A 13,333-nucleotide genomic window follows, 5' to 3' on the forward strand; every position below is an offset into this window, starting at 1 on the left:
GCCATCCGAAAGGTGTGACCGTGTCGCCGCGTCCTCGCATTGCATCGGTGGCTTTGACGGCTGCCGTCGTTCTCGGTGGAGCAGTCGGCATCGCGCCGCCGCGCGCAGCCGCCGAACCGTGCACCGGCCCGAATGCGGGCGTCCTGCCGCCGAACGGCGTGCCCTCGAGCGGCGTCATGCGGCCGCCATCGGGCGGCCACCGACCGAGCAACGCGAACGACAAGGCCCCGCTGCCGACCCTGGGCAAGTTGTCCCGGTCGCTGCTCAGCGCCTTCACCCAGGGCACCGTGCAACAGCAGGCCGGCGTACTGCCCGGCAAGCCCCGCGTGCCGCAGCCGCCGGTCCAACCGCGCGCGGCACAACCCGCCCCCGCCGCGGCGCAACCTCAGCCCGGAGCGGAGCCGGCGCCCGCCATCGACGCGGGCACCACGTCGTTGGTGGGCTGGGTGACCGGCGACCAGAGCGCGGGTGGCGACACCCTGCAGCGGTTCGGCATCTCCGGCACCGACCTCGGCATCATGTGGGACAACGGCGACCCGGTGAACAACCAGGTGCTGATGATGTTCGGGGACACCTACGGCTACTGCGCCACCCCGAATCAGCAATGGCGCTACAACACCATGTTCCGCACCAACGACCGCACGTTGTCGCACGGCATCCACATCCCACCCGGCTCGGTGACCAACCCCTATTCGGGCTCACCCGAGTGGCAGCCGAATCTGGCCAAGCAGACCATCCCGACCATCCGGTGGGCGCCGGTCGAGAAGGGCATCATCCCGACTTCCGGCGTCTCCGTGGGCAAGACGCAATACGCCAGCTTCATGTCGATCAAGAACTGGGACAGCGCCGGCGCGTGGACGACGAACTACTCGGCGATCGCCGTCTCCAACGACAACGGCCAGAACTGGGGTGTGTACCCCAGCAGCGTCCGGCCGATGGCGCCCGACAGTGTGTCGCGCGTGGCGTACCTGCCGGGGAACGAGAACTTCCAGCAGGGCGCCTTCCTGAAGGGCAGCGACGGCTACATCTATTCCTACGGAACCCCTTCTGGCCGAGTCGGAAACGCCTACGTGTCCCGGGTGCCGCAGAACCTGTTGCCGGACATGAGCAAGTACGAGTACTGGAACAACGAGAGCCAGTCCTGGGTGCCCAACAACCCCGCTGCGGCCTCGCCGATCATTCCCGGCCCGGTCGGTGAGATGTCGGTGCAGTACAACACCTATCTCAAGCAGTACCTCGTGATGTACTGCAACAACCTGTCCGACGTGGTGATCCGTACCGCCCCGACACCGCAAGGGCCCTGGGGCCCAGAGCAATTGGTGGTGTCTTCGCAGCAGTTCCCGGGTGGGGTCTACGCGCCGTATCTGCACCCGTGGTCCACCGGTCGGGACCTGTACTTCACGCTGTCGCTGTGGTCGGCGTACAACGTGATGCTGCTGCACACCGTACTGCCCTGAGCCGGTTGGGTTTCGGCGTTCAGTCGAGCGTGGCCCAGAATTCGGTGAGCGCGGCCGCGCCGCGCGCCGGATCCTGCAACATCCACCAGTGCCCGAGCCCGTCGAGCACCGTGGTACGTGCGCCCGCACGTTCGGCTGCGCGGTAACGGATTTCGTCGGAACCGATGTACGGGTCATCGGTGGCCAGCAGCGCAAGGCCCGGCCTGGCCCGCAACGTCTCGATGTGACGCCCGGCCTCCGCCATCGCGGGTTGGCGCGCCGAGCGGTACAGCGCCAGGATCGCCCGGCCCATCTCCGGGCCCTGCGCGGCGGCGAGGGCCGTCGCGACATCCAGCGGCATACCCAGGGCGACCATCTGGGAGGCACGGTCCTCGACGCTCCCGCCGAGCATCGTCTCGACCAGCTGCTCGCCCTCCCCCGGCGTCTGCCACACCTGGGCCAGGTCGTGCCAGACGTAGTCCGGGTCGAGTATCCCGACTACGTCTGTCACCCAACTGCGGACGAGTTCGGGCCGGTGCATGACGGCAGTCAGGACGTGGCCGCCGCCCCAGTCGTGGCCGACGAGGTCGACCGGCTCCCCGATGGTGTCCAGCTCGGCCTCGAGCCAGTCCCGGTACGCGAGGTAGGTCGCCGGGAAGTCGGCGGGCAGCGGGGCACCGAATCCCGGTGGCGACAAGCGCACCACGTCGTCGCGACCGAGCGCATCGACCAACGGTCCCCAGATCGCATCGGTCTCCGGGTTGCCATGCACCAGAACGACGGTCATGAGGCCATCCTGGCACTGGCGTGATCGTCGTCGCCACGAATTCGTGAATGGCGTCGGTACTCGAGCAGTTGCCGTGATGTCTACGTTCTCGGTGGCGCGGTGGCCGCCGGGCCCAACAGATCGGCGCTGTTGTTCGACGAGGTGCGCCGCCACCGCCCGTACAGCGGTAACTCGCGCAACGACTCCCCGCCCACGGACCACCGTCGAGCGACGAATCGCAGGACCGTCCGCACGTAGCGGTTCGTCTCTGAGTACCAACGCCATTCGTACAGCCGGCCGGCCTGCAGCCAGTGCGCGAGGGCCTCGGATTCGACGCCCTGCAGGTACGGCCGGACCCAGGTGACAACCACCCACGTCTGCGCGGCCGCAGCGTCGGGAAGCCGAAAGGTCCAATCGATCGGATCGTCACCGGCAATCATGGTGTGGCGCAACGCCGGTGGTGGTGGTGCCGCGCCTTCGGGCCTACCGAACAGCTGCACCGTCACGTTGTGAAACACCGCGGGCCCACCGACCTCGAACCGCACGCGGTAGGTGTCATCGGCCACGGCGTCGCGGTGCACGGTGAACGCCGCCAGCCCGCCGACCGCGACATAGCGCGCGAACACCAGTCCGCTGACGGCCATCACAACGCGGCGCGCGGCCAGCAGCACCGTGAACGTCGCGACGGTCAGCGCGACGACACCCCACACGAGGTCCATCCGGACAGCGTGTCAGAGCGTCAACGGCACGTCATGGCAATAGCGGACGTGCCGGTCAATCCGCCGTGTTCGCCTTCTCGAGTTCGCGCAGTAGCGGCAACGACAGGAAGGTCATGGGCCCTACGTCCTTGAACTTGCTGCCGACGTTCCCCGCGATGCCGCCCTCGACGGCGAGGTCGCCGATCAGATCGAGTTTGAGCTGCGGGCTGCCCGCACTGAAGTCGAGGTCCGCCAGGTCGACCCACACGATGTTGGGACGCGTGGTGGATTCGTAGACGTAGCGCCGGTTGGTGAGGTCCATGACCACCTGCCAGATGGTCTGCGACGCATCGGGCTTGCCCGGATCCGGTATCCGGAAGGGTTGGGCGGCGTTGCGGATCACCGAGAACATGCTCGCGATCGCTTCGACCTGACCGGACGGCGTGGGCAGCCGGCCGGCGTAGTAGGTGGCGCGCGCGAATCGGTCGGACGCCAACGTGGAACCCGGCAGCGGCTCCGAACCGCCCAGGCCCTCGAATTTCTTCACCAGCTCGAGCTGCTGATCAAAGGTGGGCGAGTTCGTCATCACCCGAAAATCCTTGCTGTGGTAGACCTTCGGCCGGCCGTCGAGGTATTCGATGATCGCCGAGTCGCCGGTGGCGTCGTCGAGTGCCAGATGAATCGTGGGCGGGTCGCCACCAGTGGGGTCGTCCAGTTGGACGACCTGCACGTCGGTCTCGTCGATCCACGCGACGGCCTCGGCCACGGTCGCGAAGTTGTCGAGGAAGTACTGCAGCCAGATCGCCTGGCTCAACTGGGTCCGGGTGTCATCCGGTGTGCCGTAGGTGGATTCGGCCAGCCACAGCACGTGCCCGGCCAGTCCAGCTTCGTTGATGCCGTCCACCGAGATGATGTCGAAGGCGGTCGCGATCACACTGCCGAACTTCGAGGTCCAGGTGAGCTTGCCGGTGACGCCGTCGTCACGGCTCACGCCGCGCGGCTGCTTCCACAGGTTGGTCATGAGGTCGCGGTGGAAGTCCATGTTGCGGCCGACCAGGACCGCATCGCCTGCGTCAGGCCAGATGACTCGAGTGCACACCGGAGCAAGCCTAACTTTGCCCGCGTGCGGCGACCGCTGAATCGTTTGCTATCAATTGCCCGCCGCGCGTGGGATGCTCGGAGGCAGCGGCAAGTACAGCAAGGCCCGCGGCGACGGCACCGCGCAAGTGCCGCCCGAGGTGCCCAATCAGACCGACGCCAACTTCGTGCTGAACGTGGTGACGAACTGAGCGCCGCGACGCGCGAGCACTAGGCCCAGCGGTTCGCCAGCAGCTTGAAACTCGGCATATCTTCCAGCGACGTGAGCGCCTCGTAGATGCGCTGGTACCCGGTGCCGGCGATCCGCCACACACCGTCCTCGTCCTTGCGGTAGGTATCCGAGTAGTAGCCCGAGCCGCGGATCATCGCGTGCCCCGGCACGATCACGGTGTCCTCGAACACCCACGACCCGTGCGCCGTGGTGTCGGAGTCGAGGTCGATCTCGGGGTGGCTGGCGATATGGGTCGTGACGATGCCATTGTCGAGGTTCGTCCGCATGAAGTCGACGACGGCGTCGCGTCCCTCGTAGTGCACCGGCTCACCCATCGCGTGTGTGCCATAGCGGGTGACCACATCTGCCGTGAGGCAGTCCCCGAAGGTGTCCCACTCCTTGAGGTCCAAGGACCGGAAGTACCGGTACTTGAGTCGTTGAATGTCAGCGATCGCCTCCAGGTTACCCATGCCCCAGAGACTAGAACGTGTTTCAGTTTCTGTCACGGAAATACGGAATGCAGGTCGCCACATGGCGGTATCGAAACTACGAAGCGTGCGGTGATGCGGGGCTTGACCTGAACCTAAGTTAAGGTTCTAGCTTGGCATGCATGTCCTTCAAACCCCACGAAATCGAATTCATGAAGGCGGCAGACCTCGGGCGACTCGCCACCATCCAGCCCGACGGTACACCGCAGGTCAGCCCGGTGGGCTTCACCTACAACGAAGAACTCGGCACCATCGACATCTCTGGCTACAACATGGCCAAGAGCCGGAAGTTCCGCAACCTCGCCCACCACGACAAGGTCGCCTTCGTCGTCGACGACATCGCCTCTCGCGACCCGTGGCGCGTGCGTTGCCTGGAGATTCGCGGCACCGCCGAGCAGGCAGTAGCAGCGCCAGGACAACGTGGCCCCGCAGGAGATGCCCTCGATTCGGCCATCATCCGCATCACCCCGCGCCGCATCATCAGCTTCGGCATCGACGACACCGATACCGAACCGCACTTGCTCAAAGCGGACATCCGTAACGTCTGAGCCCGGGGGGACGTGTGAGGCAGACCAAACAAGGCGATCAAACGAAAAGGCCCGGCTCGCTTCCGAGCCGGGCCTTTCTTGTGGAGCTGCCGGGAATTGAAGCCGCATATAATGCGGTTGACCTGCACAAATACAAAGCGAGTCAGCACGGTGCGACATGGGATAACACGACCGGAGAAACGATTGTGCTGACCGCCGTCAGCACGGGTCAGCACCCAGCACTCTTTACTTCATCAGGAATCCACGGGCCGTTTGGCGCGCTTCGAAGTCCAGGACGTTGCCGCCAATTTCGACAGTGAGCATCGCTACCGCGCCGGCCGCGTCGCAGTATCGGACCAGGGTCGAGAGGGTCCAGTCCTGGTCGGTTTCTAGCTCGATGAATGCCGGTTCCGTCAGTTGCAAGCGCTCGGCAAGCTCTGCGCGACTCAAGCCGGCGGCTTGCCGTATCGCGATCAGGGGGGTGTATTGCGCAGCTTCGACGCGTTCGGCCTGTATCCGCGCGACCTCGGCGGCTAGTTCGGGATCGCGTCGCAAGCGTTCCTGTATCTGGTCATTCTTCGGCATGGTGTGAGGGTAGCGAGCTGGCGGCGAGCGTGCCTAGGCATTTTCTCCGGGCGCCGCGCGTACCAATCTGGTACGAATACGTTGCGACACAACATGTTTCGCTGTCGTGCCGCCGTTGACGCGCCAGCTTCCCGCGCCTACAGTCTGGACCGCCGGCAACCTCAACAGTCACAACAGTCAGGAGACCCGCGTGCTGCGGACCCTCAACGATGTTCCCGAACCAGACGACGCCATCGAGTGCGATGACTGGTTAGACGCTGGTCAGCGCCGCGTCGTCTTCAGAACACGCGCAGTCGGGCAAGGCGCCATGGCGGGTCAGGTCGGATTAGGTGGCTGGCAGGACTTCACGGGCGCGGTGGGAGAACTCCACGCGTGGATCGGTTCCTATCTGGAGCTTGGGTCCCCGCAAGCGATGCGTGAGTGTGCGGCAGAGCTGTTGGCTGGCGCTGACATGTGGGAGCGGCTGGAAGCACGCTACGCGGCCTAGATAGCAAGAAAGACCCCCTGCACCCACACGGCGATTGCCGCGAGCTGTTGGGTACAGGGGGTCTACTTGTGTCCATTCAACTGAAATAACAACTAGCCATCCGCCCTTAGCGGGAAGAACTAGATGTCTTGCCCACCGGCCGTTTCTCCCGTCCGGTGAACTCTGCCAAGCCTGTTGGCTGGCATGTCTATAGGGCGCGGACCCGATACCGGTTCAGCACTGCCAGTTCGGCAGTGCTCCACCCATCGAATCCTGCGCGGTACGAGACCGAGAACGGTCCCATGCTTCTGTCTTGCACGATCTGCGACGTGTCTTCGACCAGGCGAGCTGACGCGGACAGGATCACAGCACCAACGGCGTCGTTGGGTTCCCCTGCGGTGAATCCGTTGCCGCGTGTGTACGACTCGGCCAGGGCGGCAACCACCGTGATTACCGCCGTGGCCTGATCGCTGTTCAGCTCCTTGCCGGTGAACGCCGCAAGATCAGCACTTGTCGGCGTCGCCACGATTACGGCGCGTCGTAGATACGGACCACGCCGGCCGGGTTGGCGAATCCCCACGACACACGTGCGGTCGCACGGACCTGCACGGCGTCGTAGCTGAACGCCGCATCCTGCGACATGACGACCGTGGTACCGGTGCGCTGCGCAAGGAAAATCTGGCTTGCGTCAACGCCCCACGCGTTGCCGGCCGGGACGGATACGGACACCAGCACCGGCACGCCGGCCAAGGTGATTCCGTCGCCCACGTTGTCCAACAGGCCGGTATTCCAGCCGTCTGCCTGCTTGGCCTTCGCCAGTGCCAGAGCAACGTCCTGCGACAGGATGAAGTGGGTCAGATGAGCGCCGTCTGCCAGGGCGGCGTACTTGGCCTCATGGAACGGATCGAGCGACGTTAGCGGCGTCACGCTGGTATCCACGGTGTTGATGCCGGTCAGTGACAGCAGGCCGTTTGGTCCGTTCACGGTGGTGTTGGCGAAGAACGCTGCGTCAACCTTCTTCGCGACGCTGCGCGCCAGGGACTTACCGGTCTGCTCGGCAACCCCCGGCGTGGTGTCCGATGCGGCCTCGTTGCTGATCTGGGTCAGGCCGGCGACCTTGCTGGGAGTAATGACCAGCTCGTTGGTGGCCGGGTCCGTCAGCGCGATCTGCGTGTTCTCCGCGTACCAGCCCGTGGCGGGGTCGGCGGTCAGCATCGGGAAGCGGATCTTCTCGTTGCTGGTCTGCACGACAGTCGCGGCCTTGAAAGCGATGCTTTCTTCGGCCAGAACGGTGTCAATGAGCTGCCCGTACTGTTCCGGGGTCCAGCCCTGCTGCAATGCACTATTAGTTACTGCCATATTAAGTTGTCCTTCTATGAAATTGTTATTTAGTTATTGATTCAGCCGGCCGCTAGGTGCGAAATAGATCGCCCCATGTCGGTTTAGCCTCACCATTGCCGCGCTGCCCCTGCCCAATATCGCCGGTAGGCCGTACCCGTAGATAGGGTTTCGCGTTGGTTAGAGCATCTATAGCGGCATTGAGCTTGTCCGGGTCGGTCAAATGCTCGTGGTCGAACGGCAATTCGTCAGGATTCACCAGTTTTCCCGTTGCGCTAACCATCGCCTTATGCAATTGTTTCGCCATGGCGTCGGCCCGGTCGCGGTAGCCCGCTGATTCTTTGCGCAGCTTCTCGACGTATTCACGCGGAAACGTATCCCCATCGGGAGGATTGTCCGCATCGGCGTCTGTGTTCGATTCTGCCGCGTTGTTGGCGTCGTCGGGTGTGATCACCCTATGGTCGCCTGTTTCGCTGCCCTGAGGATCGTTCAGGGCATCAGGCCCATTGTTATTCTCACTCATGTACTTCAGTCCATTTTCGTTTGGTTATGCCGCGATCTGTCGCGCTGTCGATTCGATCTGCCGGCCGTAGAATTGACCCATTGGAGTTTCATTCAATTGCTCACTGGCACGCGCTTCGGCCTCTGCGGAAATTTCGTTCTCGGTGTAACCCATGCGGCGCAATGCGCCCGACTTGCTCAAAATGCCGGCCTGTACCAATTTCGTGACAGCATCGGACATCTGCGCCTCTGAACGCGTACCGGGATCGCACCACACAACGCGGCACGGAATATCAGTTACCCGCTGGCCGGTACGCACGGCTTTCATCAGCTTGCCGACCAATTCCCAGCTTCTCCCGAATGCGGATTGCTTATCGGCAGCCTTGGATGTCAGGCCGGCCTCACTGGCCCGCAGTGCGTCCGCGCTAGATGGGTTGTCGTGCATGATGCCCAGGTAGTGCGGCGGCAGGCTGGATACGGCGGCGATTTCACTGAGGATCAGGTCGGCCGCGTTCTGGTAGCCGTCCAAGGCGCTACCTGATAGTTGCCCGAACTTGGCATTCTCGGCTTCGGCCAACAGGAACCGATCGTTTTCGGGGAATGGCGATACCGCATCCAGAACTGGTTCGCCATTCTCGAATACGGGATTTCCGTCGTTGTCGAGCCGGGGAATTTCTTTCGGTTCAACCCCCGTCGCCCAACGGCGTGGCTTCGCCAGAAACTCGCTGGCAATAAGCATGTCGCTCGACACCTTGCATAGGGCATCGGTGAGGCCCATGACGCCATCAATTTCTGAATGCCCATGCCCGCAAAAGTCGGTGTTCCATTGGCCGGCATCGTTCACTAGATCGGTATTCAGGAACCGCACCACGGGAACCACACCCAGCGCATTAGGCAGTGTCTCGATGAGCACAAATGCGCCTGGTGAATCCGCCCGCACGGTCTTGGCACGCCAATGCTCGATGCGATCAGGTAGGTACACCATTGCGTGAGTCTCGCCATTAATGCGATCAGACCAACGCTTGACAGCGGCAGTAATTGCCCGCGTCGCTGGATCGGTCAACACTTCGACATTCAGCGGCGATTCCACTGACACAGTTGGTTTACCGTCTGCATCGGCCCATACGATGACAAAGGATTGTCCGTATAGCAGGGCGGTGCGGTGCACAATGCCGGCTTGCTGGTCCAAATCGTTCGCAATGAAATCATCCCAAATCGTTGAGTCGGGCGTGAATCCAAGAATGCGGCAACGCTCCGCAAGAGAATTGACCAAAACGCGCGGAATATTGACCACCAAGTGCGCCAGCCGATTACCGATAGCCTTCTGCGATTCCGGGCTGATAAAGCTCATAGCCTGTTGGCCCCGGTAGTACCGGTCATATGTTGCGTACGTGACCTGACGTAGGTTTAGTTGGTAAAACAGTTCGTCAAGTAAATTCAAAATGCCTCTATTCAGTTATGAAAGTTCGTTAGTAGGCGGCCGAGAAGGACCGCCGACGCTTCGGTTTCTGACTCGCCAGCCACGTAGCGCGGCTATGCGCCATCACCATGCACGCGGCAAGGTCGATCTTCGGAGCGGTTCGGGATCGGCTGGCCTTGCCTAGTCGTAGGCCCTTGTCGCTCTCGATCAGCGTCGCGGCCAGGACGTGCCGGCGTAGTAGCTCGCTGCCGTTGTGGGACATTCGGCCGTTCTGGGCAGCGGTAAACAGGTCCGTGGTTGCCCGCGTCAATCGCGCTGGCGAATGCGGAAACTCACTGATCGGGATGCCCTCACCGGCTAGTACCTGCAACGTGCGGTTCAGCCGAAACGGGTCGGCCACAACCTCACGAACCTGAAACCTCTTGCAGGCGTCGCGTATCGCGTCCTCGACCTCAAGCACCGGCACTCGGTAGTCATCGCTGCCGTCCGACTGCCAGACTTGTAGCGGCTGAAATAGCGGACGGGCAGAGACGCTAGCCAACAACACAGCTGTGGTGTCGGCGTGGGCGCCGCCAAACGAACCATCGAGCGCCACAACAACTTCGGCGCCGTCACTGATCGAGTGGCCTGCATCAAGCGAATCCCATACGTCGGCAGTGAGAAACGCGTCCTCGACCGGTCCAACAAACTGGCAGAGCCGTGCACGTCGGAAGTGCGCTTCACTTGACTTCGGGGGCAACAGTGCCCGCATCGCGTCCCGATGTAGGTAATCATCTAGGTGTACTGACCTGAGAGGTTAGGCACGCGACTGGCGGGTGGGTGGCCTCCGAGTGCGGTGTGGCCGCGGTGGTGATTGTAGGTGTGGAGCCAGCGTGGGTATTCGGCGCAGCGCTCGGCGTCGTTGGTATAGAGGCGTGCGTAGGCCCATTCGTCGGCCAGGGTGCGGTGGAATCGTTCTACTTTGCCGTTGGTCTGGGGTCGATAGGGCTTGGTGCGGCGGTGCACTATATCCCCGAGCGCATCACGGAAGGCGTGCGATCGATAGCAAGAGCCATTGTCGGTCAATACGTTTCGGACCGTGATCCCACATTGGTGGAACCAATTGTTGGCGCGGATCCAGAATGCGGCCGCGGTCTCTTTGCGTTCATCGGCGAGTATCTCGCTGTAGACCAATCGAGAGTGGCCGTCGATGGCTGTGTGCAGAAAGTGATAGCCGCGCAGCGGTTGTCGGGATTTGTTGAAGACGCCGCTGCTCTTGTCTTGGTTGGAGTTGTGGCCGCCTTTGGTGCGGCCAAGCATCCGCCAGCCGCCTCCGGCAGGGATTTTGCCGAGCTTCTTGACATCGACATGAACCAGATCGCCGGCCGCTGCAGACTCGATGCGGCGTACGACCCGGCCAGTAGGGCGGTCCAACCAACGCAGTCGGGCGATGCCGTAGCGGGTCAGCACCCGATGCACAGTCGAGGGGTGAATGCCCAGCAGGTAACCGATTTGGGCTGGGCCCCAGCGACGGGTCACCCGAACCTTGATGATCCGGCGTTCGGTCCGGGTCGGTGTCTGGTTGGGGCTGCGGTGGGGTCGAGAGCTGCGGTCAACCATGCCGGCCGGTCCCAGTTCGCGATATCGGCAGGCCCAACGCCGGGCGGTCGTGACGGCGACCTGGAACCGCTCAGCAGCCCGGCGTAGCGACCAGCCTTCATCGACCACACAACGGGCCAAGCGCAGACGACCGGTTTCTGACAGCGGGGCATTACGGTGGGACACGAAGACCTCCGAGAGAGTTGGTGCGTTCCTAGACAGCTCGCACTTCACTCGGAGGTCTTCTTCATGTCACCACGCCACGCCGTACCTAACGTCCATGGTCAGTACATCTAGGGCTGGGTTCGCGAGTTCCCAACAGTGTTCGCAGTCCGGCGCATGGTCCTCAAAGCCAGCCGCGCTGTATTCGCGGTAGACCTGGCTCGTGTCCTCCGGGTGATCCAGCGAGTAGGCCCGTAGCCGTGTGAGTACGTTGTCCTCGGTCGGTCCTGGCGTGCCAATGCCGATCAGCGTGGAACGTTCCCGCTTGCCCTGTGCGAGCGCGATGACTTCCCATGTCTCGATGCCGACGCGGCCAATCTCGTCAACGATTGCCAGCGTGTAGTCCAAACCTTCGAGCGCGGCCGGCGACGCCGGCAGACAGGTGAACGATGCGCCACGGGACGGCACTACAAGCCGGTCCTTGAACACCTGCACACGGCTAGCGAGTTCGTCGTTCAGCTCCACCATTCGGGCAGCGACGCCGAACACGATGCCTGCCTGGCGTTCATCCACGGCGGCAACGATCACGGTCGCGCCGTCGCCGCCCGTCATCAGTTCGTAGAGTCCGAGCGCAGCGACGAGGGTTGACTTGCCTTGACCACGGGGCAGGCACCAGCCGGCGACGCGCGGTTGCGTCCGGGCATCTAGCACCGACCCCACAAGCTCCCGCTGCCACCTGCGGAGCTTTAGCGGTCCACCGGAACCGGTGCCCTTGGGCACGGTAATGAACTTGGTGCAGAATGCGGCGAACCGCGCCGAGCCGTTCGACCTCGGCCGGAACGGCAACTCAGTGTCATCAACGGCCCGTTTAGGACCAGCCTTCAACGTAAACTCCCCTCAAGTTGCAACACTCAAAGGGGGAGCATTTGTCAACTATATTTGGTTATCTGTATGACCATGGCGCCGGAATTTTGGGCGTCCTCGGATTCCTCCTTAGCCTCTATAACTGGTGGTCAGCGATTCGCAACAAGACCGTAAATCCGCAACCACAACTCCTGGCAGAATTACGCGGCTATCTCGATACCGCCGTGAAGGAATGTCAGCAGGTGAAAGGTCAATTAACATTCGACCGTTACCTAATCCATACTGGCTTTAGACCGGAAATCCGGCCCCGGCCAGCCGAGTTCGACACAGCCATAAACCGACTTCCTGAACTTGGGTTCACCATTACGTCGGTAGGCCAGCGACAAATAGACATGTTTCACTACTTGATAAGAGATGCGACGTATTTTTGGGACAACCTGAGAGTATCGGTGCAGGCCGATCCCGTAAATCAAAGCGCATTAGAACAAGCACAACGATTACGCAGGCTTTGCCTGATGATCGAAAAATTCTTGCCTGAATACGTTGACGCTATACGGGATATCAATAAAGCCCATGTTTGGAAGCGGTTTAAATACCGTGACCATCACGCCTTCACATACAAGTTGTTTCGGTGGACCCCACTCAACACCGCAATCAACGAGTACGAACGCGTCCTCACGGCAGAGTAATCGGCTCTGCGCTGGCTGATCGAGGTGAGGATCATCGCCGGTCGGGGCCTCTCCCCGGGGGCCTCGGATCGGCGGCGTTTCCTCTGGTCAACGCGTTGCCTTACGAATTCGACGTGAGGACGAACGCGGCGTGAGAATGTACGACCGTGGAAATACTCCTCGTACTCTGGCTTCTGTGCGGGATCGCCTCAGCCGTTATCGCTGGCTCGAAGAACCGCAGCAGGTTCGGCTGGTTCATCCTCGGTCTGTTGCTCGGTGTGATCGGCCTCGTGATCATCGCCGTACTGCCACGGCAAGCACCGCTGGCGCCGTTAGGTATGCGCAGCGTTAGTTGCGTGCGGTGCAATGCCGTCCAGAACGTCCCCAAGAGCGACGCCGAGTTTGAGTGCTGGCAGTGCAAGTTGACGAACGAAGTGCCGGCCCTGCGGCGCGGCAACCGCTCGGACGGAACGGATGGCCCGGAAGACATGCGTGAGTGGCTGAACCGCGTCAAGAAGTAGCGGCCG

Annotated in this window: 17 protein-coding genes; 5 read left to right on the top strand and 12 right to left on the bottom strand. The window is 62.4% G+C overall.

Translation table 11 applies throughout. The features are described from left to right. Window positions 1–20: 20 nt before the first annotated feature. Window positions 21–1,457, top strand: a complete 1,437-nt coding sequence (locus ACJH6I_RS03940; RefSeq protein WP_406783803.1) for a DUF4185 domain-containing protein — start codon at window positions 21–23, stop codon at window positions 1,455–1,457. Window positions 1,458–1,476: 19 nt separating this feature from the next. Here the strand turns inward: ACJH6I_RS03940 and ACJH6I_RS03945 are convergent, their stop codons facing one another. The 4 genes from ACJH6I_RS03945 to ACJH6I_RS03960 all read right to left on the bottom strand — a co-directional run bounded on the left by ACJH6I_RS03945 (window position 1,477) and on the right by ACJH6I_RS03960 (window position 4,679). Continuing rightward, window positions 1,477–2,223 carry an alpha/beta fold hydrolase gene (locus tag ACJH6I_RS03945; protein ID WP_318986040.1) on the bottom strand — a complete coding sequence of 249 codons (747 nt, stop codon included), beginning with the start codon at window positions 2,221–2,223 and terminating at the stop codon, window positions 1,477–1,479. Between the two features lie 80 nt (window positions 2,224–2,303). Beyond that, window positions 2,304–2,921: a hypothetical protein gene (locus ACJH6I_RS03950; RefSeq protein WP_318986039.1), complete on the bottom strand. Its 618-nt coding sequence runs from the start codon at window positions 2,919–2,921 to the stop codon at window positions 2,304–2,306. Between the two features lie 55 nt (window positions 2,922–2,976). Continuing rightward, window positions 2,977–3,999 (bottom strand): linear amide C-N hydrolase, encoded by a 1,023-nt coding sequence (locus ACJH6I_RS03955; RefSeq protein WP_318986038.1) that lies wholly within the window; start codon window positions 3,997–3,999, stop codon window positions 2,977–2,979. A 209-nt stretch (window positions 4,000–4,208) separates the two neighbouring features. Then, complete coding sequence (locus ACJH6I_RS03960) at window positions 4,209–4,679, bottom strand: nuclear transport factor 2 family protein (protein WP_318986037.1); 471 nt, start codon at window positions 4,677–4,679, stop codon at window positions 4,209–4,211. A 140-nt stretch (window positions 4,680–4,819) separates the two neighbouring features. On the opposite strand from ACJH6I_RS03960, the gene ACJH6I_RS03965 reads away from it, so the two are divergent. Next, window positions 4,820–5,245, top strand: a complete 426-nt coding sequence (locus ACJH6I_RS03965; protein WP_318986036.1) for a PPOX class F420-dependent oxidoreductase — start codon at window positions 4,820–4,822, stop codon at window positions 5,243–5,245. 225 nt (window positions 5,246–5,470) lie between these two features. Here ACJH6I_RS03965 and ACJH6I_RS03970 read toward each other — a convergent pair whose 3' ends face one another. Continuing rightward, on the bottom strand, window positions 5,471–5,809 hold the full coding sequence (locus tag ACJH6I_RS03970; protein WP_318986035.1) for a helix-turn-helix transcriptional regulator: 339 nt from the start codon (window positions 5,807–5,809) through the stop codon (window positions 5,471–5,473). Window positions 5,810–5,999: 190 nt separating this feature from the next. Here ACJH6I_RS03970 and ACJH6I_RS03975 point away from each other — a divergent pair, with 190 nt between their 5' ends. Continuing rightward, window positions 6,000–6,296, top strand: a complete 297-nt coding sequence (locus tag ACJH6I_RS03975) for a hypothetical protein (protein WP_318986034.1) — start codon at window positions 6,000–6,002, stop codon at window positions 6,294–6,296. 187 nt (window positions 6,297–6,483) lie between these two features. Here ACJH6I_RS03975 and ACJH6I_RS03980 read toward each other — a convergent pair whose 3' ends face one another. The 7 genes from ACJH6I_RS03980 to ACJH6I_RS04010 form a co-directional block, all read right to left on the bottom strand. Then, window positions 6,484–6,801, bottom strand: coding sequence for a hypothetical protein (locus tag ACJH6I_RS03980; RefSeq protein WP_318986033.1), 318 nt, complete (start codon window positions 6,799–6,801; stop codon window positions 6,484–6,486). A 2-nt stretch (window positions 6,802–6,803) separates the two neighbouring features. Beyond that, entirely contained in the window at window positions 6,804–7,634 is an 831-nt protein-coding gene (locus ACJH6I_RS03985) for a phage major capsid protein (protein ID WP_318986032.1), read from the bottom strand. A 52-nt stretch (window positions 7,635–7,686) separates the two neighbouring features. Continuing rightward, window positions 7,687–8,136 carry a hypothetical protein gene (locus ACJH6I_RS03990; protein ID WP_318986031.1) on the bottom strand — a complete coding sequence of 150 codons (450 nt, stop codon included), beginning with the start codon at window positions 8,134–8,136 and terminating at the stop codon, window positions 7,687–7,689. Between the two features lie 24 nt (window positions 8,137–8,160). Further along, complete coding sequence (locus ACJH6I_RS03995) at window positions 8,161–9,555, bottom strand: phage portal protein (RefSeq protein WP_318986030.1); 1,395 nt, start codon at window positions 9,553–9,555, stop codon at window positions 8,161–8,163. Window positions 9,556–9,583: 28 nt separating this feature from the next. Beyond that, window positions 9,584–10,285 (bottom strand): terminase TerL endonuclease subunit, encoded by a 702-nt coding sequence (locus tag ACJH6I_RS04000; RefSeq protein ID WP_318986029.1) that lies wholly within the window; start codon window positions 10,283–10,285, stop codon window positions 9,584–9,586. A 23-nt stretch (window positions 10,286–10,308) separates the two neighbouring features. Next, on the bottom strand, window positions 10,309–11,298 hold the full coding sequence (locus ACJH6I_RS04005; protein ID WP_212812571.1) for an IS481 family transposase: 990 nt from the start codon (window positions 11,296–11,298) through the stop codon (window positions 10,309–10,311). Between the two features lie 66 nt (window positions 11,299–11,364). Further along, window positions 11,365–12,159 carry a terminase large subunit domain-containing protein gene (locus ACJH6I_RS04010; RefSeq protein WP_406783804.1) on the bottom strand — a complete coding sequence of 265 codons (795 nt, stop codon included), beginning with the start codon at window positions 12,157–12,159 and terminating at the stop codon, window positions 11,365–11,367. Between the two features lie 17 nt (window positions 12,160–12,176). On the opposite strand from ACJH6I_RS04010, the gene ACJH6I_RS04015 reads away from it, so the two are divergent. Together ACJH6I_RS04015 and ACJH6I_RS04020 are read left to right on the top strand one after the other, a co-directional pair. Beyond that, entirely contained in the window at window positions 12,177–12,827 is a 651-nt protein-coding gene (locus ACJH6I_RS04015; protein WP_406783805.1) for a hypothetical protein, read from the top strand. A 146-nt stretch (window positions 12,828–12,973) separates the two neighbouring features. Then, complete coding sequence (locus tag ACJH6I_RS04020) at window positions 12,974–13,327, top strand: hypothetical protein (RefSeq protein WP_318987379.1); 354 nt, start codon at window positions 12,974–12,976, stop codon at window positions 13,325–13,327. The last annotated feature ends 6 nt before the right edge of the window (window positions 13,328–13,333 follow it).

It is taken from the genome of Mycobacterium sp. SMC-13 (genome assembly GCF_045311035.1).
Taxonomy (GTDB): Bacteria; Actinomycetota; Actinomycetes; order Mycobacteriales; family Mycobacteriaceae; genus Mycobacterium.